General features: G+C 68.3%; 25 protein-coding genes and 1 riboswitch. Of the genes, 9 read left to right on the top strand and 16 right to left on the bottom strand.

The window, feature by feature from the left end; all coding sequences use genetic code 11:
* Window positions 1-155 precede the first annotated feature (155 nt).
* The 4 genes from AC0IX4_RS09930 to AC0IX4_RS09915 all read left to right on the top strand — a co-directional run bounded on the left by AC0IX4_RS09930 (window position 156) and on the right by AC0IX4_RS09915 (window position 5,603).
* A complete protein-coding gene (locus AC0IX4_RS09930) occupies window positions 156-1,277 on the top strand; it encodes a polyprenyl synthetase family protein (protein ID WP_471828864.1) in 1,122 nt (373 codons plus the stop codon).
* Complete coding sequence (gene crtI / locus AC0IX4_RS09925; protein ID WP_042575183.1) at window positions 1,274-2,842, top strand: phytoene desaturase family protein; 1,569 nt, start codon at window positions 1,274-1,276, stop codon at window positions 2,840-2,842. Before AC0IX4_RS09930 ends, crtI begins: the two co-directional genes overlap by 4 nt.
* A gap of 104 nt (window positions 2,843-2,946) precedes the next feature.
* Window positions 2,947-4,614 carry an alpha-(1->6)-mannopyranosyltransferase A gene (locus tag AC0IX4_RS09920; protein ID WP_082043118.1) on the top strand — a complete coding sequence of 556 codons (1,668 nt, stop codon included), beginning with the start codon at window positions 2,947-2,949 and terminating at the stop codon, window positions 4,612-4,614.
* Window positions 4,611-5,603 carry a phytoene/squalene synthase family protein gene (locus AC0IX4_RS09915; protein WP_471828863.1) on the top strand — a complete coding sequence of 331 codons (993 nt, stop codon included), beginning with the start codon at window positions 4,611-4,613 and terminating at the stop codon, window positions 5,601-5,603. Before AC0IX4_RS09920 ends, AC0IX4_RS09915 begins: the two co-directional genes overlap by 4 nt.
* A 13-nt stretch (window positions 5,604-5,616) precedes the next feature.
* Here the strand turns inward: AC0IX4_RS09915 and AC0IX4_RS09910 are convergent, their stop codons facing one another.
* Window positions 5,617-5,985: an Rv2175c family DNA-binding protein gene (locus AC0IX4_RS09910; protein WP_042575185.1), complete on the bottom strand. Its 369-nt coding sequence runs from the start codon at window positions 5,983-5,985 to the stop codon at window positions 5,617-5,619.
* A gap of 132 nt (window positions 5,986-6,117) precedes the next feature.
* On the opposite strand from AC0IX4_RS09910, the gene pknB reads away from it, so the two are divergent.
* Window positions 6,118-8,130 carry a Stk1 family PASTA domain-containing Ser/Thr kinase gene (pknB, locus tag AC0IX4_RS09905; RefSeq protein WP_471828862.1) on the top strand — a complete coding sequence of 671 codons (2,013 nt, stop codon included), beginning with the start codon at window positions 6,118-6,120 and terminating at the stop codon, window positions 8,128-8,130.
* Between the two features lie 103 nt (window positions 8,131-8,233).
* Here pknB and AC0IX4_RS09900 read toward each other — a convergent pair whose 3' ends face one another.
* Window positions 8,234-9,619, bottom strand: coding sequence for a class II 3-deoxy-7-phosphoheptulonate synthase (locus AC0IX4_RS09900; protein WP_042575187.1), 1,386 nt, complete (start codon window positions 9,617-9,619; stop codon window positions 8,234-8,236).
* Window positions 9,620-9,713: 94 nt separating this feature from the next.
* The gene (locus AC0IX4_RS09895; protein WP_042575188.1) at window positions 9,714-10,223 is read right to left on the bottom strand and encodes a polyadenylate-specific 3'-exoribonuclease AS; all 510 of its coding nucleotides are present in this window, start codon (window positions 10,221-10,223) and stop codon (window positions 9,714-9,716) included.
* A 55-nt stretch (window positions 10,224-10,278) separates the two neighbouring features.
* Between AC0IX4_RS09895 and AC0IX4_RS09890 the strand changes: the two genes are divergently transcribed.
* Entirely contained in the window at window positions 10,279-11,553 is a 1,275-nt protein-coding gene (locus AC0IX4_RS09890; protein ID WP_471828861.1) for a glycosyltransferase 87 family protein, read from the top strand.
* Window position 11,554: 1 nt separating this feature from the next.
* On the opposite strand, the gene AC0IX4_RS09885 is transcribed toward AC0IX4_RS09890, so the two are convergent.
* The 6 genes from AC0IX4_RS09885 to AC0IX4_RS09860 all read right to left on the bottom strand — a co-directional run bounded on the left by AC0IX4_RS09885 (window position 11,555) and on the right by AC0IX4_RS09860 (window position 16,042).
* On the bottom strand, window positions 11,555-12,292 hold the full coding sequence (locus tag AC0IX4_RS09885) for a lysophospholipid acyltransferase family protein (protein WP_042575249.1): 738 nt from the start codon (window positions 12,290-12,292) through the stop codon (window positions 11,555-11,557).
* Window positions 12,293-12,506: 214 nt separating this feature from the next.
* On the bottom strand, window positions 12,507-13,490 hold the full coding sequence (locus AC0IX4_RS09880; RefSeq protein ID WP_042575189.1) for an ROK family protein: 984 nt from the start codon (window positions 13,488-13,490) through the stop codon (window positions 12,507-12,509).
* 14 nt (window positions 13,491-13,504) lie between these two features.
* Window positions 13,505-13,906 (bottom strand): hypothetical protein, encoded by a 402-nt coding sequence (locus AC0IX4_RS09875; RefSeq protein WP_471828860.1) that lies wholly within the window; start codon window positions 13,904-13,906, stop codon window positions 13,505-13,507.
* Entirely contained in the window at window positions 13,899-15,014 is a 1,116-nt protein-coding gene (locus AC0IX4_RS09870; protein WP_042575250.1) for an ArsA family ATPase, read from the bottom strand. Before AC0IX4_RS09870 ends, AC0IX4_RS09875 begins: the two co-directional genes overlap by 8 nt.
* A 125-nt stretch (window positions 15,015-15,139) precedes the next feature.
* On the bottom strand, window positions 15,140-15,577 hold the full coding sequence (locus AC0IX4_RS09865) for an SRPBCC family protein (protein WP_042575191.1): 438 nt from the start codon (window positions 15,575-15,577) through the stop codon (window positions 15,140-15,142).
* 93 nt (window positions 15,578-15,670) lie between these two features.
* On the bottom strand, window positions 15,671-16,042 hold the full coding sequence (locus tag AC0IX4_RS09860) for a hypothetical protein (RefSeq protein ID WP_042575192.1): 372 nt from the start codon (window positions 16,040-16,042) through the stop codon (window positions 15,671-15,673).
* 167 nt (window positions 16,043-16,209) lie between these two features.
* Between AC0IX4_RS09860 and AC0IX4_RS09855 the strand changes: the two genes are divergently transcribed.
* Window positions 16,210-18,018 (top strand): AMP-dependent synthetase/ligase, encoded by a 1,809-nt coding sequence (locus tag AC0IX4_RS09855; RefSeq protein WP_471828859.1) that lies wholly within the window; start codon window positions 16,210-16,212, stop codon window positions 18,016-18,018.
* A 4-nt stretch (window positions 18,019-18,022) separates the two neighbouring features.
* On the opposite strand, the gene AC0IX4_RS09850 is transcribed toward AC0IX4_RS09855, so the two are convergent.
* From AC0IX4_RS09850 to AC0IX4_RS09830, 5 genes are all read right to left on the bottom strand, one after another.
* A complete protein-coding gene (locus AC0IX4_RS09850; protein ID WP_471828858.1) occupies window positions 18,023-19,147 on the bottom strand; it encodes a glycosyltransferase family 4 protein in 1,125 nt (374 codons plus the stop codon).
* 18 nt (window positions 19,148-19,165) lie between these two features.
* Window positions 19,166-20,491: a hypothetical protein gene (locus AC0IX4_RS09845; protein ID WP_471828857.1), complete on the bottom strand. Its 1,326-nt coding sequence runs from the start codon at window positions 20,489-20,491 to the stop codon at window positions 19,166-19,168.
* Window positions 20,461-21,519: a C40 family peptidase gene (locus AC0IX4_RS09840; protein WP_042575195.1), complete on the bottom strand. Its 1,059-nt coding sequence runs from the start codon at window positions 21,517-21,519 to the stop codon at window positions 20,461-20,463. The genes AC0IX4_RS09845 and AC0IX4_RS09840 overlap by 31 nt, the downstream gene beginning before the upstream one ends.
* Window positions 21,520-21,745: 226 nt before the next feature.
* Complete coding sequence (locus tag AC0IX4_RS09835; protein WP_042575196.1) at window positions 21,746-22,315, bottom strand: C40 family peptidase; 570 nt, start codon at window positions 22,313-22,315, stop codon at window positions 21,746-21,748.
* A gap of 17 nt (window positions 22,316-22,332) precedes the next feature.
* Window positions 22,333-22,496: riboswitch (cyclic di-AMP (ydaO/yuaA leader) on the bottom strand.
* Window positions 22,497-22,609: 113 nt separating this feature from the next.
* Window positions 22,610-22,900 carry a hypothetical protein gene (locus AC0IX4_RS09830; protein ID WP_042575197.1) on the bottom strand — a complete coding sequence of 97 codons (291 nt, stop codon included), beginning with the start codon at window positions 22,898-22,900 and terminating at the stop codon, window positions 22,610-22,612.
* 286 nt (window positions 22,901-23,186) lie between these two features.
* Between AC0IX4_RS09830 and AC0IX4_RS09825 the strand changes: the two genes are divergently transcribed.
* Both AC0IX4_RS09825 and AC0IX4_RS09820 read left to right on the top strand, forming a co-directional pair.
* Window positions 23,187-24,869, top strand: a complete 1,683-nt coding sequence (locus tag AC0IX4_RS09825; protein WP_042575252.1) for a DEDD exonuclease domain-containing protein — start codon at window positions 23,187-23,189, stop codon at window positions 24,867-24,869.
* 61 nt (window positions 24,870-24,930) lie between these two features.
* Window positions 24,931-25,206: an Lrp/AsnC family transcriptional regulator gene (locus AC0IX4_RS09820; protein WP_042575198.1), complete on the top strand. Its 276-nt coding sequence runs from the start codon at window positions 24,931-24,933 to the stop codon at window positions 25,204-25,206.
* Window positions 25,207-25,211: 5 nt separating this feature from the next.
* On the opposite strand, the gene trpD is transcribed toward AC0IX4_RS09820, so the two are convergent.
* Both trpD and AC0IX4_RS09810 read right to left on the bottom strand, forming a co-directional pair.
* The gene (gene trpD, locus AC0IX4_RS09815) at window positions 25,212-26,255 is read right to left on the bottom strand and encodes an anthranilate phosphoribosyltransferase (RefSeq protein WP_042575199.1); all 1,044 of its coding nucleotides are present in this window, start codon (window positions 26,253-26,255) and stop codon (window positions 25,212-25,214) included.
* Between the two features lie 11 nt (window positions 26,256-26,266).
* Window positions 26,267-26,758, bottom strand: a complete 492-nt coding sequence (locus tag AC0IX4_RS09810; RefSeq protein WP_042575200.1) for a hypothetical protein — start codon at window positions 26,756-26,758, stop codon at window positions 26,267-26,269.
* Between the last annotated feature and the right edge of the window lie 18 nt (window positions 26,759-26,776).

Here is a 26,776-nt window from a genome sequence, read left to right as displayed (position 1 = left end):
GCGTTCCCTGGATCACAGGGAGCCGAGTCGTCGCCCGAGCCGTCGTGTCCGAATAGACGGATAAGATTCTGCGTATCACCTCGAGATGCGCTCGTCCTACGTCACAGCAGCTATCACCGGAGGAAATCCTGTCCACCGCCTCGCACTCGCCGGTCATGTCCGACACGTCCACCAGCACGTCCGTCGGCGCGGACCGCTCCGAGTGGCCTCAGGGATCGTTCGTGACGTCGGTCGAACGATCGTTGCGTACGTTCATCGCCTCGCAGCAGAGCACGATCGACGCTGTCGGCCCGATCTACGCGGAGGCCGCGGAAGAACTGGCGGCCTTCGTTCTGCGCGGCGGTAAGCGCATCCGTCCCGCGTTCGCCTGGACGGGGTGGATCGGCGCGGGAGGAGACCCGCACAGTGTCGAGGCGGATGCCGCACTCGACGTGTTCGCGGCGCTCGAATTCGTCCAGGGCTGCGCGCTGGTGCACGACGACATCATCGACTGCTCGTCGACACGTCGCGGATTTCCCACCGTTCACGTCACCTTCGCCGAGCGGCATCGCGCCGCCGGGTGGAGTGGAGACTCCGACAAGTACGGCGAGTCGGTGGCCATCATTCTCGGCGACCTCGCGCTGACCTGGGCCGACGATCTGGTCCGCTTCGCGGCCCTCGACGCCGACGCCGCGAAACGCCTTACTCCGGTGTGGTCGGCGATGCGCACCGAGGTGCTGGGCGGGCAACTGCTCGACATCGCCGTCGAGGCGAGTGGGGACGATTCCCTCGAGGCCGCCCTGCAGATCGATCGCTACAAGACGGCCGCCTACACGGTGGAGCGGCCGCTGCTGATCGGCGCCGCGCTCGCCGGAGCGGGCGAGGATCTGCAGTCGGTCTACAGCACGTTCGGCGCCGATATCGGCGTCGCCTTCCAGCTTCGGGACGACCTTCTGGGTGTGTTCGGTGATCCCGCCGTCACCGGGAAGCCGTCGGGAGACGACCTCCGTGAGGGCAAGCGGACGGTGCTCATGGCCGCCGCACTGGACGAGGCCGATCGCAGCGCACCGGCAGCCGCCGCCCGGCTCCGCGCAGGACTCGGCACCGATATCTCCGACGAGGAGGTCGACGTCCTTCGCGCCCACATCGTCGACCTCGGCGCGGTCGAGGACGTCGAACGACGCATCACAGCACTGACGGAGAGCGCACTCGCCGCCCTCGACGCGTCGAACGTCACCGCGGACGCCAAGGCCCGCCTCACCGCCATGGCGTACACAGCAACCAGGAGAAGTTCATGACCCGTGCGACAGTGTCCGGACCCACCGATCACGTGGTCGTCGTCGGGGCGGGGTTGTCCGGCCTGGCCGCCGCACTGCACCTGCGCGGAACCGGCCGCGAGGTCACCCTGCTCGAGAAGTCGGACTCCGTCGGCGGCCGGGTGGGATCCGTCGCGGCACCCGGGTACCGGATCGATACGGGCGCCAGCGTGCTGACGATGCCGCACCTCATCGATCAGGCGCTCGCCGCGGTCGGCGCGACCCGGGAATCGACGACGCCGCAACTGCGTCTGCACGCGCTTCACCCGGCCTATCACACGCGTTTCGCCGACGGCACCACGATCGACGTGCACTCGAACCCCGAACGGATGATCGCCGAGGTCGAGGAGAAGTGCGGCCCCGACGAAGCGCAGCGGTACCGGACGCTGCGCGCCTGGCTGGGGTCGATGTTCGACGCAGAATTCGATCGGTACATCGACGACAACTTCGACTCACCGCTCGACCTGGTCGCGGAGAAGAAGGCCCGTGCGAACACTCTGACGTTGCTGCGCCTCGGCGGATTCGCCAAGTTGGGCAAGCGTATCGACGCGTTGATCTCGGATCCCCGCTTGCGTCGGATCTTCACCTTCCAGGCTCTGTACGCCGGTGTCGCACCCGAGAAAGCTCTGGGTGTCTACTCCGCGATCGCGCACATGGACACCTCGCTGGGTGTGACGTTCCCCGAGGGCGGCATGCAGACCATCGCGCAGGCCATGGCGGATGCATTCGTCGGCGCGGGTGGACGACTGGAGCTGAACACCGGTGTCCGCAGCGTTGAGATGGGCGGCTCGCGCGCCAGGGCCGTCGTCACCGAGGACGGCGGCAGGATCACCTGCGACTCGCTGATCCTCACGCCCGACCTGCTGATCACCGACCGGCTGCTCGCCACCGCGGGCATCACCTTCCGCCGCAAGATCAGGGCGTCACCGTCTGCCGTCGTGTTCCACGGACGCGTTCCCGTCGACGTCACCGCCGGGTGGTCGTCGCGGTCGCACCACGTCATCGACTTCGGCCACAACTGGGCCGAGACGTTCCGTGAACTGACCGCGTCCCGAGGCCGCGGTCGCCTGATGTCGGATCCGTCCCTGCTGATCACGCGTACGTCGGTCACCGATCCCGGCCTGCGTGTCACTCACGACGGCGTGGTGCAGGAGCCGATCTCCATCCTCGCGCCGTGCCCCAACCTCGACAGCGCGCCGCTGGACTGGCCTGCCATCACCGATGCGTACGTTCGCGAGCTTCTCCTCGAGATGGAGAAGCGTGGATACACCGGTGTGTCCGAGCACCTCGAGATCGACCACATCGACACCCCGCAGACGTGGCTCGATCAGGGAATGGTCGCCGGCACGCCGTTCTCCGCATCGCACATCTTCCGGCAGACCGGACCGTTCCGTCGTCGCAACCTGGTGAAAGGTGCCGACAACATCGTTCTGGCGGGATGCGGAACCACACCCGGAGTGGGCGTTCCGACGGTGTTGATCTCGGGAAGATTGGCGGCCGAACGCATCGACCCGTCGGTCAAGCGGTCGGCTCGCGTCGCACTCTGACGGCGGGCCGGTACGTCTTCCCGGCGGATGCCTCTAAACTCACATGCGTCCGCGCTCGGTCGCCTGTTCGGCGGCCGGCCATGTCACGTCTTCCGGGGAGGAACATGACGACGTCCTCCCCTATCCGGGCCACGGACGGCACCGAGGAATCGGCGCGCTGGCGCTCGATTCGACAGTTCTTCGGGGGACGCGCCGGACGAGCGACGCTCGTCGGGCTCGCCGGTTCGGCACTGATCACGTTCGGTGGTTTCGGGTCGGGCGCGGTGCGCCGCCGGGATCCGCTTCTCGAGGCCATGCATCTGTCGTGGCTCAGATTCGGGCACGGCCTGGTGCTGTCGACCGTCATGGTGTGGATCGGCGTCCTGCTCATGATCGCGGCCTGGGTGCGCTTGGGCCGCTCGACGCTCGGCCACCGCACCACCGTGCATCAGCTGCGATGGGTCGTCCCCATCTGGACGGCGCCCCTGCTGCTGTCGGTCCCCATGTTCAGCCGCGACGCGTACTCCTACCTCGCGCAGGGCGCGCTGCTCCGCGACGGCTTCGACCCCTATGCCGTCGGTCCCGTCGCCAACCCCGGTGTGCTGCTGGACAACGTCAGCAACGTCTGGACCACCACCACCGCGCCGTACGGCCCGCTCTTCCTGCTGCTGGGCGAGGGAATCACCTCCCTGACGGGCGACAACGTCATCGCAGGCACGATGTTGTTGCGGTTGACCATGCTCCCCGGCCTCGCGCTGACCATGTGGGCGGTACCTCGGATCGCCCGGCACTTCGGCGCCGACCCGTCCGTCGCACTGTGGCTGGCCGTCCTCAATCCCCTCGTGCTCATCCACCTCATCGGCGGCGTCCACAACGAGATGCTGATGGTCGGATTGATGACCGCCGGCATCGCCGCGGTGCTGGACCGTCGTCACGTCGCCGGAATGGGACTGGTCGCCGTGGCGGTCGCCATCAAGGCCACTGCCGGCATCGCGCTTCCCTTCCTGGTGTGGATGTGGATGCTGCACGAACGCGAGCGACTGCGCATCGACAACGAGGCTCGCGCCGAACGCGGAGACCCACCTCGCCGCCAGCATGTCCTCCTGGTGTTCGCCAGAACCGCCGGCACCGGCTTCGCCGTGTTCCTCGGCGTGTTCGTCGTCGCCTCGGTCGCAGCCGGGGTCGGCCTGGGCTGGCTGACGGCGCTCTCCGGCTCGGCGAAGATCATCAACTGGCTTTCCCTGCCCACGATCCTGGCGCATCTCGTCACCGTCGGGACCGGCTGGTTCACCGGGGCGCGCCTCGGTCCTGTCCTCGAAGTGACGCGCATGCTGTGTGCAGTCGCCTTGGCCGTGATCCTGGCCGCGGCCTGGTGGCGCTCCCGGCACTCCGAGCGCGGCGCCCTGCTCGGCATCCTGGTCTCACTCGTGGCCATCGTGATCCTGTCGCCTGCCGCGCTGCCCTGGTACTACTCGTGGCCGTTGGCCGTGGCTGCCGGGCTCACCATGAGCACGACCACGCTCACGGTGCTGGTGGGACTGTCGGCGTGGCTCATGCTCGTGTTCCAGCCCGACGGATCCATCGGGCTCTACACGTTCCCGCACGTCGTCCTCGCGACCTTCGCGGGCGTCGTCGCAGCCCTGTCCCTCCGCACCGTCGACCCTTTGCGTCTGCGGTCGGTCACCCATCCCGAGCACGAGAACACGTTCGTCCCCACGACGACTCCCCCGAGCACTCGGACCGACACTCGCGACGAGGCTCCGGACCACACCGAGGAGCAGAACCGAGCGTGACCGACTCAGACCTCGCCGAGGCCTATGCGCTGTGCCGCGACGTTGCGCGCGAACACGGCAAGACGTACTTCCTGGCGACGCGGTTGCTGCCCGCGGATCGACGCCCGGCCGTGCATGCTCTCTACGCCTTCGCCCGCATGGTCGACGACATCATCGACGTCGACATGATCGCCGAGCGTGACGACGCCGACGCAGTAGCCGACGACCTCGCACTCCTCACCCGCATCGAGGAGCGCCTCGACGCCGGACTCGCGTCACCGGACGCGCCCGTGAGCGTCGCGTCCAACGGACCCGACCGACGCAACGAGCTGATCCTCGCCGCCCTGTTCGACACCGCTCGACGGTTCGACATTCCCGCCGAGTACTTCACGGCCTTCATGACGTCGATGCGCATGGACGTGCCGCACTCGTCGATCTACAAGGATCGCTACGCGACCATGGACGAGTTGAAGACCTACATGTACGGGTCGGCGGCCGTCATCGGGCTGCAGATGCTTCCGATCCTCGGGACCGTGTGCCCGGTCGAGGAGGCGCGCCCCACCGCGTCGGCCCTGGGCGAGGCCTTCCAGGTGACGAACTTCGTCCGCGACGCCGGCGAGGACCTCGCTCGCGACCGCATCTACCTCCCCGGCGACGTGTTGAGCGCCTTCGGTGTGGACGAGGACCTGCTGTGGTGGTGCCGCCGGACGGGAAACGTCGACCCACGCGTCGTCCGTGCGTTGGCGGACATCATCGCCACCACTCGCGCGCTGTACCGCACAGCCGAATCCGGCATCCAACTTCTCGAGCCGCGTGCACGGGACGGCATCGCCGTCGCCTTCGCTCTGTATCGCGACATTCTCGAAGCCGTCGAGAGTGACGGCTACCGGTGCCTGTCGACGCGAGCGAGCGTGGGCAATTCCCGACGCGCGCGGGTGGCAGCCACCGCTGCGGGCCGAGGTCTGCTGGTGCGGGCCGGCAGCACGGTGTCACTGCGCTCCGCAGGATGAGCCGATCCTCCGGTCAGAAAGCCATCGCTTGTGCGCGCCGGATGATCTCGCGGGCATGATCGCCGCGGAGCACGTCGACCGGGGTGCCGGGCAGCGTGTCGTCCGGGGTGAACAGCCATCGGAGGATCGCCGGGTGGTTGTAGCCACCGTCGAGCAGCACGGCAATGGCGCCGGCGAGGTGCTTGAGCGGTTGGCCGTCCGTGCCGAGGAACTTCGCGGGGACACACACCACGCGGTCTCTGCGGACGGCGATCAACTTGTGCTCGCGGATCAGCTGATGCAGTCGCGTGACGGTGATGCCCAGCAGGTCGGCGGCGTCGGCAAGCGGCACCAGCACCTCGTCGGGGGGAAGAACATCGTCACAGTAGGGAAGCGCACTCACGCGACAAACGTAGTCACGGCGCCCGACAAGAACAATTCCGAGCCCGGTGTGACGCATCGGGCGCAGACCCCACGCGTCACACTGGCTACCATCGACCGTGGTCTCTCCGATCGAGAAGGAAAGTAGGCGCAGGTGACAACGTCAGGTCGGTCGCTGCTCGGTGCGCTGCTCGATCGGCGCTACCGCGTCGACGCCCCGATCGCACGAGGCGGGATGTCGACGGTGTACCGCGGTCTCGACCTGCGCCTCGACCGCCCCGTGGCCATCAAGATCATGGACCCGCAGTTCGCCGCCGATCCGGAGTTCGTCCGACGGTTCGAGTTCGAAGCGCGTGCCGTGGCACGTCTCAGCCACCCGGGACTGGTTGCCGTGTACGACCACGGCCGCGACGGAGAGCACGCCTTCCTCGTCATGGAACTGGTCGAGGGCGGAACCCTGCGCGAACTCCTCCGCGAGCGTGGACCGATGCCTCCCCACGCCGCGGTCGCCGTTCTCCAACCCGTTCTCGACGGCCTCGCCGTCGCGCACCGCGGCGGCTTGGTGCACCGCGACGTCAAACCCGAGAATGTCCTGATCTCCGATTCCGGCGAGGTCAAGATCGCCGACTTCGGATTGGTGCGGGCAGTCGCCGCGGCGACCACGACGTCCAACAGCGTCATTCTGGGCACCGCGGCGTACCTGTCGCCGGAACAGGTGACGGTCGGTGCAGGGGACGCGCGCAGCGACGTCTACTCCGCAGGGATCCTCCTGTTCGAGGTGTTGACCGGACGCACGCCGTTCCAGGGCGACACCTCCCTCTCCATCGCGTACCAACGCATCGAGAACGACGTTCCGGCCCCGAGCTCGGTCATCTCGGGGATTCCGCCCCACCTGGACGCCCTCGTGCGCGACGCGACACAGCGCCGTCCGGACGACAGATTCCGGGACGCCGCGGTCATGGGCGACGCGATGCGGTCGGTCACCCGGATGTTGGGGCTCCCCCAGTACCGCGTGCCGTCTCCCTCCCGCTCCGCCGAACACCTGAGCGCGGAGACCGTCGACGCTCCCCGGCCCTACGCCCCGCAGGCTCCGCGAACCCCGGAGACGGAGATCGTGTCCGTCCCCGCCGAGTCCATGGGTCACGCGCCGCCGTCGTCGGGCGTGCAGCACACCAGAATGGTCACGACGGCCACTGCCCGCGGCGGCGAGGACGAGCGGCGGGCCACCGCCGCCGAACCGGTGGACAAGCGCGCCTTCGCCTTCCCCGACTTCGACGCGGACAAGCGCCGCTCCCGTCGCCTGGCCCTGGTGTGGCTGGCCATCGTCGTCGTGGTCGCCGTCCTCCTGGGCACCGTCGGATGGTGGGCAGGCTCCGGCAGGTTCACGGCAGTCCCGTCGATCGAGGGCCTCGACCGATCCGCCGCGATCTCCGCCATCGAGTCGGCCGACCTGTCCGTCACGACGGAAGGCAGGTACACCGATTCCGATCCGGTGGATCGATTACTCGGAACCGAGCCTGCGCCCGGGTCACGGATCGCCAAGGGCGAGACCGTGACCCTTCTCGTTTCTCAGGGGCGCCCGTCCGTCCCCACCCTCGCCGGCAGCAGCGCCGCGGCCGCCGTCGATGCAGCTCTGCGTGAGCGGACCTTCGTTCCCGTCGACGGTGGAGAGGCGTTCAGCAGCACCGCTCCTGTGGGGGACATCGCCGCACTCGACCCGGCGCCCGGCACTGTGCTTCCCGTCGGTAGCGAGGTCCGTGTCCTCACCAGCAAGGGCGCTCCGCCGGTCGACATCCCCGATGTCGCGGGCCGCACCGAGGCAGAGGCACGCGCCGAACTCGACCGGGTAGGCATCGTCGTCGGCTCCGTCGAGAAGGTCTTCGACGCCGAGGTCGACGGCGGCAAGGTCATCGGCACGAACCCGGGGGGCGGCGACACCGTCACCGCCGGCTCCAGCGTGGCACTGCAGGTGTCGACGGCCGTGACGCTGCCGTCGCTGCTGGGGCGGACCGTGGGATCGGCCAGAGCGGAGCTCGAGCGTCTGGGACTGACCGTCGTCGTCCGTCAGCTGGCGACGACGGATCGGTCCCTCGTCATCACCCAGAACCCGGGCCAGGGCGATCGCGTCGAACCGAACAGCACGGTCACCCTCGTCTCACTCCCCTGAGATACGGAGAACCCCCCGCGAGTACGTCCGAACTGTCGTGCCCGAGGGGCTTTTCACGACACTATCGACGTACTCGCGGGGGGGTGACGGGCTGGAAACAGAGTCAGCCTCGCAGCATCTCCGCGACCAGGAATGCCAGTTCCAACGACTGCTGCGTGTTCAGGCGCGGGTCGCAGGCAGTCTCGTACCGGCCGCTGAGGTCCAGGTCCGAGATGTCCTGCGCGCCGCCGAGGCATTCGGTGACGTTCTCGCCGGTGAGCTCGACGTGGATGCCGCCCGGGTGGGTGCCCAACTCGTTGTGCACCTCGAAGAACCCCTGGACCTCGTCGACGATGCGATCGAAGTGACGAGTCTTGTAGCCGGTGGACGCCTCGTGGGTGTTGCCGTGCATCGGGTCGCACTGCCAGATGACCTGATGCCCGGTCGCCTGCACCTTTTCGATGATGGCGGGGAGCATGTCGCGCACCTTGCCGTTGCCCATACGCGAGATGAGGGTGAGTCGACCCGGCTTGTTCGTGGGGTCGAGGCGCTCGACGTACTCGACGGCCATCTCCGGCGTCGTGCTCGGACCGATCTTGAGTCCGATGGGGTTGGAGACCAGTTCGGCGAAGGCGATGTGGGCACCGTCCAGCTGGCGGGTGCGGTCACCGATCCACAGGAAGTGCGCCGACAGGTCGTACAGCTTGGCGTGCTCGTCGTCGTTGTCCAGCCGGAGCATGGCGCGCTCGTAATCGAGCACCAATGCCTCGTGGCTGGCGAAGATGGTGGCCTGGTGCAGGTTCGGATCCGTGACCCCGCAGGCGTCCATGAACTTCAGACCGTTGTCGATCTCGGAGGCCAACTGCTCGTACCGGGCTCCGGCGGGCGAGTTGGTGACGAATTCGCGGTTCCAGTCGTGCACGCGGTGCAAGTCCGCCATGCCCGCGCCGGTGAGCGCGCGGACGAGGTTCATCGCGGCGCTGGCGTTGGCGTAGGCGCGCACCAGTCGCGACGGGTCGTGCTGACGCACGGCATCGTCGGCGACGAGGGAATTGATCATGTCGCCGCGGTACGACTTCAGGCCGAGGGCGTCGACGTCGGACGACCGGGGCTTCGCGTACTGGCCGGCGATACGGGCAACCTTGACGACGGGCATCGAGGCGCCGTACGTGAGGACGACGGCCATCTGCAGCAGTGTGCGGATGTTGCCCTTGATGTGCGGCTCGGTGTTGTCGACGAAGGTCTCGGCGCAGTCACCGCCCTGCAGCAGGAACGCCTCGCCACGGGCGACGGCGGCGAGCTTGTCGGACAGAGCCTCGACTTCGCTGGCCACCGTGATGGGCGGAACGCTCTCGAGCACCTTGCGCATCGCCTCGGCCTGGTCGGCCGGCCACGACGGCTGCTGAGCGGCGGGCTTGGACAATGCGACATCGAGCTGAGCGCGCATCGACTCGGGCAGCGGAGGGAGCTCGGGCAAGCGTTCGATCGGAACGTCGACAGTCCAGTTCACGCGTACAGAGTAATCCGCTCGCGTGTCGTCTCTCACCATCGGGCCACGTCCGCTTCCGTAGGACCCCACAGCGCGGTCATGCAGGACCTCGGAATCAGGTCCTGTCGGACCAGGCCCTGGCCGCCTCGATCGCCCGGAACTTGGCCAGGTTGTGACGCGCGTCGGCGAGCGCGTCGTGCGAGTCGTCGGGAACCGGGGGTAGCGCGGGCGACCCGTGCTCCTCCCAGTACTGCTTCAACTCGCGCGTGTATCGCGGCATGACACGAGGCAGCGCCGTCATCGAGCCCCAGAGCTGGCACAGCGCCACGTGGTCGTACGCCGCGACCCAGGCCCACATCTCGACCGTCGGGCCTATCGAGCCGTGCGGGGCGGAGACGAAGTCGAGGATGTCCTCGCGGATGCGTGAGCGGGATCGCCACAGCGGCGAGGAGAACGGGGGCAGTTTCGGTAGGACGTTCCGGCGTACCCAGGTGCCCGCACGCTCCGGATCGAACTCGGTCGAGACCGCGTAATATTCACGCCCGTCCTCCGCGACGATGCCGATGGACACCAGATCGATCGTGCGACCATCCTCGATGAACTCGCAGTCGTAGAAGTAGCGCACGGTTACCGACCCTAGGTCACGCGCGCACAGCACCAGAAAGGGACAGCCCCCGACCATGACGTGGACTCTGCCGACCGCACCGCCCTACACCGGGCCGGGTGCGTCGTTGCCGCGTCCGGTGACCGTGATCGCGAAGGTCGCGGTCTGTGTCGGACTGGTGGCGGGGATCGCGTTCAACGTCATCGGGCTGCCTCCGCTGCGGGAGTGGGGCGCGATCTACCGACTCGATCTCGACGTGTACCGCATCGGCGGCCGGGCGCTGCTCGACGGCGTGAACCTCTACGGGGTGCTGCCGGCGACGTCGGTGGACATCCCGCTGCCCTTCACCTATCCCCCGATGGCCGCTGTGTCGTTCGCGCCGATGGCGATCCTGCCGCTCGAGGTCGCGTCGTCGATCATGACGGCGATGACGATGGTGCTCCTCGCCGTGACCGTCGCGGTGTGCCTGCGCTCGCTGGTCTCGCTCTCGACGTCCACGACGGCATGGGTCACCGGCGGGATCACCGCCGCGGCATTCGCACTGGAACCCGTCTGGTCGACCCTGGACTACGGACAGATCAACGTCGTCCTGATGTGTCTGGTCGTGCTCGATGTGCTGCTGAAGAAGACTCCCTGGCCGCGCGGAATGCTGATCGGCTTCGTGACCGCGGTGAAGCTCACCCCGGCAGTGTTCGTCCTGTACTTCCTCCTCCGTCGCCAGTACCGCGCCGCGGTGGTGACCGGACTGTCGTTCCTCGCGTTCACGGCACTCGGATTCCTCGCGACGTTCAGCGACTCGGTGCAGTACTGGACGGAGGTGCTGTTCGACTCCAGCCGCATCGGCGGTCCGGGGTACATCTCCAACCAGTCCATCACCGGCATGCTTGCCCGTCTGGGCCTGGACGAGGGCACCAGGTCACTCGTCTGGATCGCCTGCAGTGCGGTCGTCGGGGTGCTGGCCGTGCTGGCGATCCGACGCGCCCTCGCCGCGAAGGAATACCTGTTGGCTCTGTGTGTCAATGCCGCTCTGGGACTGCTGGTCTCGCCCGTGTCGTGGTCGCACCACTGGGTGTGGACCGTGCCGATGCTGATGGTCCTGGTCCACGTCGGAGTCACCCGCCGCGCACCCGCGATGGTCGCGCTCGCGGTGATCGGCGTCGTGCTGCTGCACTACCCGTCGCACTGGCGACTGGCACCGGGCCGCTGGAACGGCCTGGGCTGGCCGCTGTGGGATCAGATCCAGGCGTCGTCGTACGTCTGGTGGGGACTGGCGTTCGTCATCGCGGTAGCCGTTGTTCCGCTGCGTGCGCAGTCCGTGACCGACACGCGCCCGGTCGCCGACGCGGTCTGAGCTAGCCCGCGCGGGTGTCGGGGATGCGAGCGGCCTCGGTCGACGGAGCCGGATCCACCGCGGGGGTGGGCGTCTTCTTCATGCTCGCCGCGTACACGTCGACGTACTGCTGACCACTGAGCTTCATCAGCTCGTACATGACCTCGTCGGTGACGGCGCGCTCGACGAAGCGGTTGCCCGCCATGCCTTCGTACCGCGAGAAGTCCAGTGGCTTACCGAACTTCACGCCGAGCTTGGTGGGGCGCGGAATCCGTGAGCCGATGGGGTTCATCTTCGCGGTGCCGATCATCGCGACCGGAATCACCGGTACGCCGCTCTCGAGAGCCAGACGCGCCATGCCCGTCTTGCCCTTGTAGAGCCGATCGTCCGGCGAGCGCGTGCCCTCCGGGTAGATACCCAGCACCTTGTTCTTCGCCAGCACGCGCAGGCCCGCGTCGAGCGCGTCCTGCGCGGCGGAGGCACCGGTGCGATCGATCGGGACCTGTCCCGCGGACGAGAAGAACCACTTCTGGAAGCGACCCTTGAGGCCCTTGCCGGTGAAGTACTCGCTCTTCGCGAGGAATGTGATGCGACGCGGTACGACCAGGCACGCGTAGAACGAATCGAACACCGCCTGGTGGTTGCTCGCGAGAATCACCGGCCCGTCGTCGGGGATGTTCTCCAGACCCTCCACGCGAGGACGGCCCATCACCTGCAACACCGGCCCGAGAAGGACGTACTTGAATATCCAGTACCACATGCCCGACATGCCTTTCTCGAAGTACCCGCGACCCGCACCGCGATGCCCGCGGCCCGCTCGGACATCTCGTGGGCGTAACTGTACCGGGGGTTTATGACACCAGCCACAGTTCGAGCGTCGGGTCGGACACATCTCACACCGCCGACATCGTCCGGCCATCACGTGGACATGAACGGTGCCCGTTCCGGCTCCTCGGGCGTGCTCGAACGGGTGGTCAGGCGCGTGCTGCGCCCACCTCGACGCGGGCCAACTCGGCCGCACCGATCATGCCGGCGGCCTCACCGAGCTGAGTACCGCGGATGCGCGCGAGCGGTCGATGGCCGGCGCCGGTGATCTGTGCCGCGTAGTGCTCGCGTGCCGTGTCGAGGAACAGTGCCGACGACGTGGCGACGCCGCCCGCGATGACCATGCGGTCCGGGTCGTACACATCGGAGACCAGCGCCAGACCGATCCCCAACCAGCGTGCGAACTCGGACATCGTCTCGATGGCGACCAGGTCGCCGTCCTGCGCGGCATTCGCGATCCGGCGGCCGGTCAGCGACCCGGGGTCGAGGAACGCCTCGCGCGCCAGCACCGTGGATCCCCGCGGGTTCGCTGCGAGGAGCTCGATCGCCGTGTCGACGAGAGCCGTTCCGCTGCAATATCTCTCCCAGCAACCGCGCTTGCCGCAGGCGCACTGGCGTCCGTCCGGGACGACCTGGAGGTGGCCGAGTTCGGGCGCGATGCCGTAGCTGCCGCGGTAGAGCTTGCCGTCGATCAACAGGGCAGCGCCGATGCCGGTGCCGATCGCGATCATGACGACGTTGCCACCACCTGCCGCAGCCCCGAACCGGTGCTCGGCCCACGCGGCGGCGTTGGCGTCGTGCTCGAGGATGACCGGGATACCGAGCCGTTCCGTCATCTCGCGGGCCACCGGCCGGTTGACCCACGGGAGGTGCGGAGCGAACCGCACCACGGTGCGATCGGAGTTGATGAAGCCCGCGACGGCGAGGCCGACGGCAGCGATGTCGTGCCGACCGGCCAGCTCGCGGACCGCGCGGTCGATGCCGTTCTCGAGCGCACGCGACGACTGCGGGGTGGGCGCCTGCGTGGAGTCGAGGACCTGACCCTCGACGTCCACGACGGATGCGCGAATGCTGGTGCCACCCACGTCGATGCCGATGGTCAGAGACCGGTTGGACCGGGACTGAGCGCTCACGTCTGCGGCTTCCTCTACTGATCGGGGTCGGGCTGATGCGGTGTCGGCCGTGAGCGGTGGGGCTCACGTGTCCTGGTCACCGTAATCGGCTGGTAGGTCGCTGGGCGAACGACAGGCGGTGCACTCGCTCCGGGAGCGTCGCCGGGCGCGGAGTCGTGCCGCGCGGTGCCGTGCGACTGCAGGAAGTCGCGCAGCACGTCGATCAGTCCGTCCATCTCTCCGGACACCAGGGTCAACAGGTCGTGGCGCTCCCCGCGCAGCGCCGCGGCCAGCGCGCAGAACGGGCACCAGGAGCAGCCCTGCCACGCCGGCGCGTCGTCCGAGTCGAGTCTGCGCAGGACGGGCTCGACACGGTCGATGAGCAGTTCTGCGAGAACCCGGAACTCGGCCGCGAGGTCGCGGCGGCCGTCATCCATCGGTCGACCCCTGGAGGTTCTCGGGCCACAGAGCCGGGTCGGGCGCGAACGACACGGTGAGCACACCGTCGTCGAACCCCGCGCCCGTGACGACGCATCGACGCAGCACCGACGCCAGCCTGAGCCGACGACGACTGCCCTGCGCACTCACGATCACGTCGTCCTCCACACGCCCCACCGCCACCGTGTCCGCCTCGACGAACGGAAGCGGCACTTCCATCTGGTACACGGTGTCGAGCCCACTGCCGGACTCCCGCCGCACCCGGGTGACCAGTGCGGGCAGGATCGCCGATCCGTACCCGTCCCCCACCTGCCCGTTCATCTGATCGGACACAGCACCCAGAGCATCGAAGCCTACCGGCTCGGTGGGGTGGGTCGAGACGACGTCGATGCGGAGGTCGCCCGTGGTCGCCGCGAAGGCGTCCAGAGCGGAGACGTGCTCGGCGCGGATGCGGGCCGTCCAGTACACCGCCGGGTGGGTGCCCAGCACGGACGTCGGCACGGCCCCGCCAAGGTCGGGCAGGACCGAGTTCGCGATGACACGGGCGACCGCGACCCCGTGAAAACTTGTGACCGCCAACAGGTCTCGGGTAGCGTCGAGCACCCTCGGGGTGGGAGTCGTCACCACCACGGCCGACGTTCTCGAGCCGTCGCCGAGCATCGCTTCCACGGACGACGCCGCGTCGACGATGCGATCGACGACGGCGACGAGCACCGCCGCACGCATGTCCGCGCCCGTGGACGCCACGACGCGAGCGTGACGCGGCCAGATGCGCTCCAGATACCCGACGATCGACGACGGGGTGGCCACCATCTCTCGCCATCCCGCGGCGCCCGGGCAGTCGACGACGACGTCGTCCCACTCCCCGCTGTCGGCAAGGCGGGCGACCTCGAGCAAGGCGATCAGCGGTTCGGCACCGGGCAGCGCGGTGAGTTCCTCGGGGTCCGGGAGACTCGGGCCCGCGCCGTGGTCGTGGCGGCCGGCCAGTGCGAGTGCCTCGGACATCGATCGGTACCGCGACTCGAGAACCCCGAGCGGATCCACGCGGTGCACCGGCACCTCGGTGCCGCCGAGAAGGCTCGCCGGGTCGGACCCGTCGACGGACATCAGCACGGCGCGTCGACCCTCGCGATGGAAGCCGACGGCCGACGCAGCGGCGATGGTGGACTTCCCGGTTCCACCTGCTCCGATGACGAACGTGATGCGTGCGGTGGTGCCGGGGGCGCGACCGGTCAGGCTTCGACCCGCTTCTTCAATTCCTTCAGAGCGGTGTCGGTGATGACCTTCTCCGCCTTGCGCTTGAACAGACCGATCATCGGGATGGCCAGGTCCACGGTGAGCTCGTAGACCACCTCGGTCACACCGTTCCCCTTGTCCGACAACGCATACGACCCCACCTGGGACTTCTGCATCTCACCGGCCACGAGGTGCCACGACACGGCGGATCCGTCCGCCTTCCACTCGTACTGCAGCTCGTAGGTGTCCTTCACCATCCCGGCGTCGAGGACGAACTTGACGCGTCGGGCGCGATCGTCCGATGCCGACTCGAGCACCTCGACCGACTTCACGGCGGTGACCCACTCCGGGTACTTGGGGAAGTCGGCGATGACCGCCATCACCTCGTCGGGGGTTGCGTCGACGACGATCGATTTAGTGGTCTTGTCTGCCATGGAACTGATATCCCTCCGGGCCCGTACTGCCGCTAGTTGTACCTATGATCGACCGCGCACCGCAGGGGCACGGACAGTGGGGTCGATTCGTCACTATCGGACCGCGCGCACGGGGGGTTCCCCGGCAGCGCGGCCGCGTTCGAGGAGGGCCTTGATCTCGAAGGACATGGTCTTTCCCGCCACCCGCCGACGGTGCGCATCCGGCGTCGACACCCCGACGGGTTCGGCATGCAGGAAGTAGTGGAGCACCACCCCGTCGAGCATCGGCTCGAGCCACACCTCCATGGTTCCGGTCAGCTCACCCGCCACCGTCCACCTGATGCCCTTCTCGCCGCGGTCCTCCTGCACCGTCAGGGTGAGACCAGGGAACCACGACCGCTGCCGACGGGTGTCGCCCACCAACTCCGCCACGTCCGACGCAGGGGCGGCGAGGAAAGTCTGATCGGCGATCTGCACGCTGCTCATACGCTCAGCGTCGCATGCCGGGGAACCACGGGCACCGTCGATCCCCGTCGGTGCGCCGCGTCGGTCTGCGACGTCACAACCGCGGACACGACTGCCCGTGACGACACCCGACGCAGCAGGTTTAGTGTGAACACCCGTCCGACCCGTTCCCATTATCGGAGGAATCCGTGCGCGAATTCACCGTCCCGGCACCGTTCTCGATCGAGGACGACGCGTCCGTCGTCGACTCGGTGTTCGCCCACGAGAGATCACGGCCCGACCTGGTGGTCTACCGGCGCGCCACCCGCGACGGGTGGGAGGACGTCCGCGCGGGCGACTTCGCCGCACAGGTGCGGGCTGTCGCGAAGGGCCTCATCGCCTCGGGCGTGACACAGGGTGACCGCGTCGCGCTGATGTCCGCGACGCGGTTCGAGTGGCCCCTGATGGACTACGCCATCTGGTCTGCCGGCGCCGTCACCGTCCCCGTCTACGAGACGTCGTCCGCGGACCAGGTCCGGTGGATCCTCGAGAACTCCGGAGCCGTGGCCGCCGTCGTCGAGACGGTCGCGCACTCGAACATCCTCGCGGACATCCTTCCCGACCTCCCCGGCGTTACCACGGTTCTCCAGATCGACGCGTCGCCGGAGAAGGTCGGTGCCGTCGACGTGCTGGTCGATGCCGGCCGCGACATCGCCGACTCCGAGGTGACCGACCGGATCGCAGCGCTGCGCGCCTCCGACCCCGCAACCCTGGTGTTCACATCGGGCACCACGGGCCGCCCCAAGGGCTGCGTCCTCAGTCACGCCAATCTGGTCGCGGAATCGCGTGGGATCGCCGCGAGCGCGATCGGCACGATGCTGGTCGAGGGGCGGTCGACACTGATGTTCCTCCCGATGGCGCACGTGCTCGCGCGCGCCGTGTCCATCGCCGCGTTCGATCGCGGCGCCACCCTGGGGCACACCCACGACATCCCGCACCTGGTGGACAACTTCGGCTCGTTCCAGCCGCACTTCATCCTCAGCGTGCCGCGCGTCTTCGAGAAGGTCTACAACACGGCCCGTCAGAAAGCGCACTCGGACGGCAAGGGCAAGATCTTCGACGCTGCTGCCGACACCGCGGTCGCGTTCAGCAAGGCACGCGACACCGGCGGAGCGTCGATCGTGCTGCGCGCCAAGCACGCTCTGTTCGACCGTCTCGTCTACGTCAAGCTCCGCACCGCCCTGGGTGGACGCTGCGAACTGGCGATCTCCGGTGGCGCACCCCTGGGTGAGCGTCTGGCGCACTTCTACCGCGGTATCGGCGTGACCATCTACGAGGGCTACGGACTCACCGAGACCACCGCTGCCGCCGCCGTGAACACCCCGGACGAGCAGAAGATCGGCACCGTCGGAAAGCCGTTGCCGGGCAACGCTGTCCGCATCGCGCAGGACGGCGAGATTCTGCTGAAGGGCGGCGTGGTCTTCGACGGATACTGGAAGAACGACGACGCCACCGCCGAGGCGCTCACCGACGGCTGGTTCCACACCGGTGACCTCGGCGCCGTCGACGAGGACGGCTTCATCTCCATGACCGGCCGCAAGAAGGAGATCATCGTGACCGCCGGAGGCAAGAACGTCTCCCCCGCCGGTCTCGAGGATTCGCTGCGCGCCAGCACTCTCATCAGCCAGGCGATGGTGGTGGGTGATCAGAAGCCGTACATCGGCGCTCTGATCACAGTCGACGCCGAAGCGTTCCCCGGGTGGAAGCAGCGCAACGGCAAGGACGAGTCCGCAACCGTCGCGGATCTGACGTCGGACCCCGACCTGATCGCGGAGATCGACGCGGCCGTCGCCGAGGCGAACAAGTCGGTCTCGCATGCCGAAGGCATCAAGAAATACCGCATCCTGCCCGGTGACTTCACCGAGGAGGGCGGCGAACTGACCCCGACGATGAAGCTCAAGCGCAACGTCGTGCAGAAGTCGTACGCGAGCGACATCGAGGCGATCTACTCGAAGTAGCCCGTCACAGAAGCCCGGCCAAGCGGGCCGCGAGAACGTCCCACCGCCACTGCGTGGACACGAACTCGCGGCCCGCTGCTCCCATTGCCGCGGCCCTGTCGCGGTCGGACAGCACGGTGACGATCGCCGACGCGATGTCGTCGACGTCTCTGCCGTCAACGGTCAGTCCCGTCTCCCCCTCGACGACGGTTTCCGGCGCGCCCCCCGAACGACCGGCCACCACCGGAACCCCGCTTGCCGACGCTTCGAGGAAGACGATCCCGAGTCCCTCGACGTCCAGCCCGGCACCCCGCGTGCGGCACGGCATGGCGAAGACATCGGCGATCGTGTGGTGCGCGGCGAGTTCCTCGGCCGGGACGGATCCGGTGAACACGACGTGGTCGGCGACCCCGCACGTCTGCGCGAGTCGGCGCAGCGTGTCGGCGTACGGCCCACCTCCGACGATGACGAGTACGGCACCGTCGATCCGCGCGCGAATCGACGGGAGCGCCCGGATCAGCATGTCCTGTCCCTTGCGCGGCACCAGACGGGACAGACACAGGATCGTCGGTCGCTCCCCCAGCCCGTACCGCGCACGGAGGTCCGTACGCGCTGCGGGATCAGGGGCGAAGACGGTCGAGTCGACGCCGGGCGGTAGGTGTTCGAGGGAAGCGTCCGCTCCGAATGCCGACGCGAACCGACCGCGGGTGTAGCGGCTGACGAACGTGATCACATCGGTCGTCGATCCGATGCGGGTCAGGACCTGGCGCGCCGCCGGCAGCATCGACCATCCGACCTCGTGGCCATGGGTGGAGGCCACGATGCGCTCGGCTCCTGCCCGTCGCAGATGTGGTCCGAGCACCGCCAGCGGCGCGGCGGCGCCGAACCAGACCGTGTCGCACTCACGGTCCGACACCAGCCCGGCGGCACGGCGCGCGACGGCGGGGCTGGGAAGCATCAGCGTGGTGGGGTGTCGGACGACCTCGAAGGGCTGCTCCGCGTCGAAACGCACGTGGGAGTCACCCCGCCAGCGCGGCGCATACACGACCAACTCGTCCGGCGGGAGCAACTGCGCGAACGTGTGCAGGTAGGACTGGATCCCACCCCGTCGAGGTGGAAAGTCGTTGGTCACCAGCAGCGTTCGGCGCATGCGACCACCGTAGACGGCTCAGGCCGGCGCGCCCGCCTGCTCGGCGACCCACGCGCCCCACTGCTCGAGGAATTCCGCGGTCCCGATGCCGAGGGTCGCGGAGAACGCGCGGTCACGCACCGTCGGATCGACGGGACCCGCCGCGAACCGGCGATAGAGGTTCTGCAGAACGGGTTCGCCGTAACGGTCGGCGACGAATGCACAAGCCGACCAGGCGGACTCGTAGGCGATCGCTCCCCGCGACCCACCCGCCGCGAAATCCGAGTCCTCGGCCAGCACCCTGGGCGGCCCCGCTGCCCGGACCACTGCAGCCAGAGTCGGCGCGATCTGCTCGAACGTCAGACCGGACCCGCGGTATCCCGAGTAATCGGCGTAGCCCTCGAGCATCCACAGCGGTGCGCCCTCCCCGGTGATCGACCGCGTCGCCACGTGGGTGAGTTCGTGCTGCAGCACTGTCCGCCGGGTACTGTCCGTCAGGCGGTCCGAGGCGGTCGGGCCGAAGACGACACGCTGTCCGGTGACCAGGCCGTTCTCGACGGGATCGGCAATGGTGGAGGCGGCCACGTCGGTGAGGACCGAGCCGTTGGCATTGCTGGTGAATTCGGCGTCGGATCCCGCCACGACAAGCACAGCTCGCCGCGACCACCCGATGCCGACGAAGCCGGTCACGGCGTCGACAGCGGCCGGTAGATCGGCCGCCAGCGCGTCGATGAAGTCACGCTGGCCCTCGTGCCCGATCACCAGCGACGTCGTCGAGCCGGTGGGAACTCGGCGTACGACGACGGGGCCGAAGTCCCACGGTCCGCGCCACGTCGTGCGGGCGTACTGGGGCACATCGGCGTCGGACACCAGCGCCCACGTGTCTCCGCGGCGCGCGACGACCAAAGCGACATCGCGCCGGGTGGGACCGATGTCGGAGTCCTGGTAGGCGTACCGCAGAACCACGTTCGGAGCCCACACCTCGGTGGCGTCCAGCGAATCGGCCAGGGTGGGTTCCACCGGTACCTCGGGCCCCGGCGTGATCTCGTACCCGAAGTCCGACAGCGGAACGTCCTGCAGGGATGCTGCACGCGCGACTTCGCGATCGACGAAGGCAGGGTCGGCTGACGGATCGAACAAGCTACGCAAGGCCGCGTCGTCGTTGTCGCGCAACGCCGACGTCCATCTGTCGAGTAGTGCGGTCACTCCTGCTGTGCGAGCGTCGTCCGCGACCGCGGTGACCGGAACCGAGCCACCTCTGTCGTCCACAGCACCGGACGAGCATCCGGCGAGTACGGCCGCGACGACGAACAGTGCGGCCGTGGCGCGAAGGATCAGTATCGGCGAGCGCCGTAGAACGGCCACGACGCCATCGACTCCACTCGGACCGGCACCCCGAACGTCGACGCGTGGACGACGTTCCCGTTGCCTGCGTACAGGCCTACGTGGGAAGCGTCGTTGTAGAACAGGACCACGTCACCCGGCTGCAGGTCTTCCTTGGCCACCGGCGTTCCACCTGCGGCTTGCGCCTGGCTGGACCGCGGCAGCGTCTTGCCGACCTGCTTGTACGCCCACACGACCAGACCGGAGCAGTCGTACCCGTCGGGTCCGGTCGCACCCCAGACGTACGGCTTTCCGATCTGCGTGAACGCAGCCTGGAGCGCTCCCGTCTGCGACCCCGGTGTCAGGGCTCCCAGAATGGTGGCGGGATCGAATCCGGGGGGGAATGCCGCACCCGCGAGGCCTGCCTTCTCCGGCTCGGACAGCGCTCCGAACGCGGCCATGACATCGGCGATCTCGCTCTGGAGTCGGCTCTGCTTGCCCTGGAGGTCGTCGCTGACCGCCTTGGCCTGCTCCGTCGCGGTGCGAGCGGCGTCCGCCGACTGCTGCGATGCAGCCTCGGCCGCGGCCGCCGCAGCGGTTGCCTCGTTGAACGTGCCGACGGTTGCCGCGGCATCGGTGGAGATGATGTCGAGGGCGGACATCTGGTCGAGCAGCTGCTGCGGAGAGTCGCTCACCATCACCGCGAACAGGCGGTTGGTGCGCGCTCCCTGGTAGTTGGCCCGAGCGATCTTGTCGACTGCCGGGCGGACCGAGTCGATCTGCGCGCGGGCATCGGCGAGGGCACGCCGATCGGCGTCGAGGCGCCCGTCCGCGTCGGACTGAGCTGCAAGCTTGGCATCGAGGTCGATCTGGGCGTTGTGCATGGCCTCGGTCGTCTGTTCCGACTCGCGGGACAGGTCCGCCAGGCGCGTGACCGCATCCGAGGCGGATTCGCCGGGAACAGGATCGGCCGACGCTGCGCCGACCGGGACGAACGCGAGAGCGGCGGTCAGAACGCCGGCGAGGATCGCCCCGCGCACACTCGACCGCGTGGATACCGAAGACGGCACGTGAGTGGTTCTCCGATCTGGAACTGATCCGAAACATGATGCGATCCGTTGCCGAATCGCGGGGACGTCACGGAAAGATTACGACGACACCGTGGATTCTGTCCACGAACCCCGCTTTTCGACGCGAAACATTCCCGAAAGTCGTCGACACCGGCAGTAACCGACCGCGTGATCAGTTACTGCCGGTGTCGGACGAGTACTCCTGCGACGGAGCTACAGCGATCGATCAGGCGTAGCGGCGCGCACCGTCGAACGGCATGGAGGACAGCGGAGCGACCTTGACGGGCTGGCTCTCGGTGGATGCGTGGACGACGTTTCCGTTGCCGACGTACATACCCGAGTGCGATCCACCGTAGAAGGACACGATGTCACCGGGCTGCAGGTCCGACTGCGAGACGGGGACGCCGGCGGCAGCCTGGTCGTAGCTGGTACGCGGCAGGTTGATGCCGGCCTGCTGGTACGCCCACTTCATCAGTCCCGAGCAATCGAAAGCGTTGGGGCCGGCTGCTCCGTACACGTACGGCGCGCCGACCTTGCTCTCGGCAGCCTGGACGGCGATCTGCGCTGCGCTCGACGTCGGTGCGGCAGGACCGGGAAGTGCCGGGACCTGCGGAAGCGGGGGGAGCTGGCTCAGGATCTGGTCCGGAACCTCGAACGTTCCGATACCGGGGATCTCGACGGGGGCCGCGAAGGCGGGCGCGGCCGGGACGACGACTGCGCCGGCCGTGATGGCTCCGGCGACGAGAACGTTGCGGACAGGCCGCGAGGTGGTGCTGGGCTTACGGTGTTTCGCCACGAGAAAGAGGTGCTCCGTTTCTTCCTGATATCCGCCGACCGAGTTAGCTGACGGGTTCGGGCTGGGAAGATCAGCCCTACTCATCGAGCCGCCAGGCGACTCGATGGGATTCACCCCGGTGTAACGGTGGGTTCCCGGTACGACCACCCGGAAGAGGTGGCCGATTAGGCGGTGACCTTGCGACGCAGTCCCTGGTGGCGCTGCACGACTCCGCAATGTCTCGGAAAGATTACGAAATGGCATCCAAGATGTCGAGCCCACCGTCTCCGTGTCGCGGTTCGATCACGGGAAGCACTAGCCCGCGACGTGTTCCGGGCCCGAGTCACGCCGGTCGCGTGCCGACTCCTCGGGGGACGGGACGACCTTGCCGACCAGACGCAGTCGGGGTACCAACCCACTCTCCGCGAGGACGTCCATGGCGGCACGTTCGTCCTGCTCGAGCCTCAATCGGCGTGCCGCGAACGGTGCATCGGAGGGGCCGTCCGAGGGTGCCGACGGCATGCCCGGAACGCCCAGCAGCACCGACACGACACAGTCCGAACACGCGTCGCCCCGCACCACGCACTCGCCACAATCGACAATCATGTGATCCTCGTCTCATTCAAGTTTCGTGCTGTCGGCCGTGATGTTCGTACCGGATCACAAGGAGGCCGGGGCCGATCATCACGCGAATCGACGCCGACGCTAACGGCGCCCACCGACACGGCAGGCCGGCGAGAACGCCCCGTCGTTCTTGTCGGTGGCACCCCCTACGGTCCCGGATGTGCGAAGCGAGACCGGACCGGCCCGGCGTCCCGACGGGGCGTACGTGGCAGCTGCGTCGGCGACATCGGGCGCCGCGCCGACGGGCCTGCAACTCGCCTTCGACGAGATGGACATGTCGCTGCGGGAGACGACCTTCGTCGTCGTCGACCTCGAGACCACGGGCGGGCGTCCCGGCGAGGACGCGATCACCGAGATCGGGGCCGTCAAGGTCCGTGGCGGGCGGGTCATCGGAGAGATGGCCACCCTCGTCGACCCCGGTCGGTCCATCCCGCCCGGCATCGTCCAGCTCACCGGCATCAGCAGCGCGATGTTGATCGACGCTCCCCGTATCGAACGAGTGCTCCCCACCTTCGTCGAATTCGCTCGCGGAAGCGTCCTGGTGGCGCACAACGCCCGGTTCGACACCGGCTTCCTTCGTGCCGCCGCCACCCGTATGGATCTGGCATGGCCGTCGTTCCGGGTCCTGTGCACCGTGAAGCTGGCCCGACGTGTCCTCTCCAGGGACGAGGCACCGTCGGTCAAGCTGTCGTCACTCGCGACGCTCTTCGAGGTCTCCACCAGGCCCACCCACCGAGCGCTCGACGATGCGCGCGCGACCGTCGACGTCCTGCACGCGTTGATCGAACGCGTCGGCAATCAAGGTGTGCACAGCTACGCCGAGCTGGTCGACTATCTGCCGACGGTCACCGCTGCCCATCGCGCCAAACGGACACTGGCGGCCGGGCTCCCTCACGCTCCCGGTGTCTATCTCTTCCGCGGCCCCTCGGACGAGGTGCTCTACGTCGGTACGTCGAGGAACCTCCATCGCCGCGTGCGCAACTACTTCACCGGCTCGGAAACCCGCGGCCGCATGAGAGAGATGGTGGCGCTCGCGACGCGGGTGGACCATGTCGAGTGCGCTCACGCCATCGAGGCGGGTGTCCACGAGCTGCGACTCATCAGCGCACACACCCCGCCGTACAACCGTCGATCGAAGTACCCCCGCAAGGGCTGGTGGTTGACGCTCACCTCCGAGGCGTTCCCGCGCCTCTCCATCGTCCGCACGCCCTCCCCCGGCGCGGTGGGCCCCTTCGCGGTACGGAGCGCCGCCGCCGACGCTGCCGCGGTCATCGCCGAATACACCCGGCTCCGCTCGTGCACCCACCGCATTCCCGCCTCCGCTCGACACGAGAAGTGCGCCGTCGAGGCGGTCGGGGGGTGCACCGCGGCCGGTTCCGGGTCCATGGACGCCGAGGCGTACGCCCATGCCCCGGAGGCGTTCCGGCGTCTCGGAGAGGGAGCCGACCCGTCCGTGCTCGAGGCAGTCGCCGCACGGATCGACGCGTTGTCCACCGATCTCCTCTTCGAATCCGCGGCACGTCTGCGCGATCGCGCCGCGGCACTGATGACCGCGCTCCGCGCCGTCCAGCGACTGCACGCCCTCGCACGCATCGAGCAACTGGTCGCGGCCCGGCGCGCCGACGACGGCGGCTGGGAGTTCGTCGTCATCCGGTACGGCCGACTCGCCAGCGCCGGAGTGTCTCGCCGCGGAGTCCCGCCGATGCCCGTCGTCGACGCGTTGATCTCCGCGGCGGACACCGTCATCCCGGACGAGACTCCCCTGCGCGGAGCCACGCCGGAGGAGGTCGCGCTCCTGGCACGCTGGCTCGACTCGGGCGGAGTCCGCATCGTCGACACCACGGACGGTTGGTCCGAACCCGCTCACGGCGCCGGCCGATGGGCACCGTGGTGCGCCGCCGTACGGGATGCGAGCCGTCGCGAACGGGAGAGAACGATGGCGTGGGGGTGACGCGGCGGGGGCGTCCGCCGAACTAGGCTCGGCCGCAGTTCATCTCTCGGAAGGTATTGCCATGATCACCGCCATCGTCATGATTCACGCAGAGGTGCACACGATCCCGGAGACCGCTCGGGCCGTCGCCGACGTCCCCGGTGTGTCCGAGGTGTTCTCCTGTGCCGGTGACGTCGACCTGATCGCCGTCGTGAAGGTCCGCAGCCACGAGGAGATCGCCGAGGTCATCACCGAGCGCGTCAACCGCATCGACGGCGTCGTACGCACAGACACCCACATCGCGTTCAAGTCCTACTCGAGCGCGGACATCGACGCGGGCTTCTCCATCGGCGAGTAAGGCCGTCAGGCCGAGGTGAACTCGGCCCACCGGCCGAGCAACGTCTGCGCTGCTCCGGTGTCGATCGCTGTCGCAGCCGCGGTAAGCCCGTCGGCCAGCGCGTCCTCCAGGGAGTCGCCGATACCCCGGAACGCGGCGATCGCGCCGGCCGCGTTCAGCAGCACCGCGTCCCGCACCGGACCCGTCTCACCGGCGAACACGCGCCGCGCCGCTGCCGCGTTGTCCTCGGCGTCTCCGCCGCGAAGAGCGTCGAGCGGCACTCGTTCGATGCCGAGATCGCGCGGATCGAGCACGGTGTGCACGATGCTCCCGTCCCGGACGATCCGTACCGACGTGGTCGTCGACGTCGTGATCTCGTCGAGCCCGTCGTCTCCCCGCACCACCAGCACCGAGTTCCCGCGGGCCGCGAAGACGCTGGCCACGACGTCTATCAAGTCGTCGAACGCGCATCCCACCAGCCCGGCACGCGGACTCGCAGGGTTGGTCAACGGGCCCAGGACGTTGAACGCCGTGGGGATACCGATCTCCTTGCGAGGGGCGATGGCGAAGCGCAACGCAGGGTGGAACACGGGCGCGAAGCAGAATCCGATGCCCAGCTCGGCGACGCTCGCCGCCACCTGGTCCGGGCCCTGGTCGATGCGGACCCCGAGCGCCTGCAGCACGTCGGCACCGCCGCTCTTCGACGACGCGGCGCGGTTACCGTGCTTGACCACGCGGATACCCGCAGCGGCCACGACGACCGAGGCCATGGTGGAGATGTTGACGGTGTTCGAGCGATCGCCGCCCGTACCGACGATGTCGACCACGTCGTCGTCCACGGGCACGCGCTTGGCATGGCCGAGCATCGAGTCGGCCAGTCCGCGCAACTCGTCGGAGGTGGGACCCTTCATCTTGAGAGCGACACCGAACGCCGCGATCTGGGCGGACGTGGCGTTGTCGGACATGATCTCGTCCATCACCCACGCCGTGTCCGCGCCCGTCAGGTCGTGGCGCGACGTCAAGGTCCCGAGGACCTTCGCCCATGTCCGCGTACTGTCCCCTGCGCTCATGAGCGGGAAGCTTAGTGCTCGCCGGACGGCGGTTCCGCAGCCGGTTGAAGCGCATCCCAGCCCAGCACCACACCGTCGCGTCGCTGAGCGAGGCCCGCCATCCTCGACCGTTCCTGCGAACAGTGCAGAGCGTCGAGCATCTGCACTCGCTGCAGAACCAGGAGTGTTCCCGTCGGCACGTCGGCGGGCAGGTGTCCCGGCGTCTGCGCCATCGGGCCCGTCGTCGCCTCGGCGTAGCCGTCCTGGGCGGCGACCGATACCGCGTCGGCCACCTGGTCGGCAGGAAGCAACAGATGGTGACGCAGGACGCAGTCGTCGTCCGCGGACCAGGCCGGCTCCTCGCTCGCTGCACGCTCCAACGTTGCCGAGCACGCCTCCACGTCGTCGAAGCACGACGCGACCACGACGAGATCCTCCCGCGTGGCGTCGAGCGGCGGCGGAGGCGTCTTGCCGAACAGCCGCCGCCACCATGGAGTCCGCCCACGACCGGTGCCCGAAGTCATACCTCGACAGTGCCAGAC

It is taken from the genome of Rhodococcus sp. AC861, assembly GCF_979256035.1.
The sequence above is the reverse complement of the archived record's forward strand: the minus strand, read 5'-3'. Positions and strand labels throughout refer to the sequence as shown.

Bases quoted from the DNA above. Each gene is read 5' to 3' on its own strand.
- AC0IX4_RS09930 (WP_471828864.1), top strand. From the start codon at position 156: ATGTCCGACACGTCCACCAGCACGTCCGTCGGCGCGGACCGCTCCGAG.
- crtI (WP_042575183.1), top strand. From the start codon at position 1,274: ATGACCCGTGCGACAGTGTCCGGACCCACCGATCACGTGGTCGTCGTC.
- AC0IX4_RS09920 (WP_082043118.1), top strand. From the start codon at position 2,947: ATGACGACGTCCTCCCCTATCCGGGCCACGGACGGCACCGAGGAATCG.
- AC0IX4_RS09890 (WP_471828861.1), top strand. From the start codon at position 10,279: ATGACGTGGACTCTGCCGACCGCACCGCCCTACACCGGGCCGGGTGCG.
- AC0IX4_RS09885 (WP_042575249.1), bottom strand. From the start codon at position 12,292: ATGTGGTACTGGATATTCAAGTACGTCCTTCTCGGGCCGGTGTTGCAG.
- AC0IX4_RS09875 (WP_471828860.1), bottom strand. From the start codon at position 13,906: ATGGATGACGGCCGCCGCGACCTCGCGGCCGAGTTCCGGGTTCTCGCA.
- AC0IX4_RS09870 (WP_042575250.1), bottom strand. From the start codon at position 15,014: ATGTCCGTCGACGGGTCCGACCCGGCGAGCCTTCTCGGCGGCACCGAG.
- AC0IX4_RS09865 (WP_042575191.1), bottom strand. From the start codon at position 15,577: ATGGCAGACAAGACCACTAAATCGATCGTCGTCGACGCAACCCCCGAC.
- AC0IX4_RS09860 (WP_042575192.1), bottom strand. From the start codon at position 16,042: ATGAGCAGCGTGCAGATCGCCGATCAGACTTTCCTCGCCGCCCCTGCG.
- AC0IX4_RS09850 (WP_471828858.1), bottom strand. From the start codon at position 19,147: ATGCGCCGAACGCTGCTGGTGACCAACGACTTTCCACCTCGACGGGGT.
- AC0IX4_RS09830 (WP_042575197.1), bottom strand. From the start codon at position 22,900: ATGATTGTCGATTGTGGCGAGTGCGTGGTGCGGGGCGACGCGTGTTCG.
- AC0IX4_RS09825 (WP_042575252.1), top strand. From the start codon at position 23,187: ATGGACATGTCGCTGCGGGAGACGACCTTCGTCGTCGTCGACCTCGAG.
- AC0IX4_RS09820 (WP_042575198.1), top strand. From the start codon at position 24,931: ATGATCACCGCCATCGTCATGATTCACGCAGAGGTGCACACGATCCCG.
- trpD (WP_042575199.1), bottom strand. From the start codon at position 26,255: ATGAGCGCAGGGGACAGTACGCGGACATGGGCGAAGGTCCTCGGGACC.
- AC0IX4_RS09810 (WP_042575200.1), bottom strand. From the start codon at position 26,758: ATGACTTCGGGCACCGGTCGTGGGCGGACTCCATGGTGGCGGCGGCTG.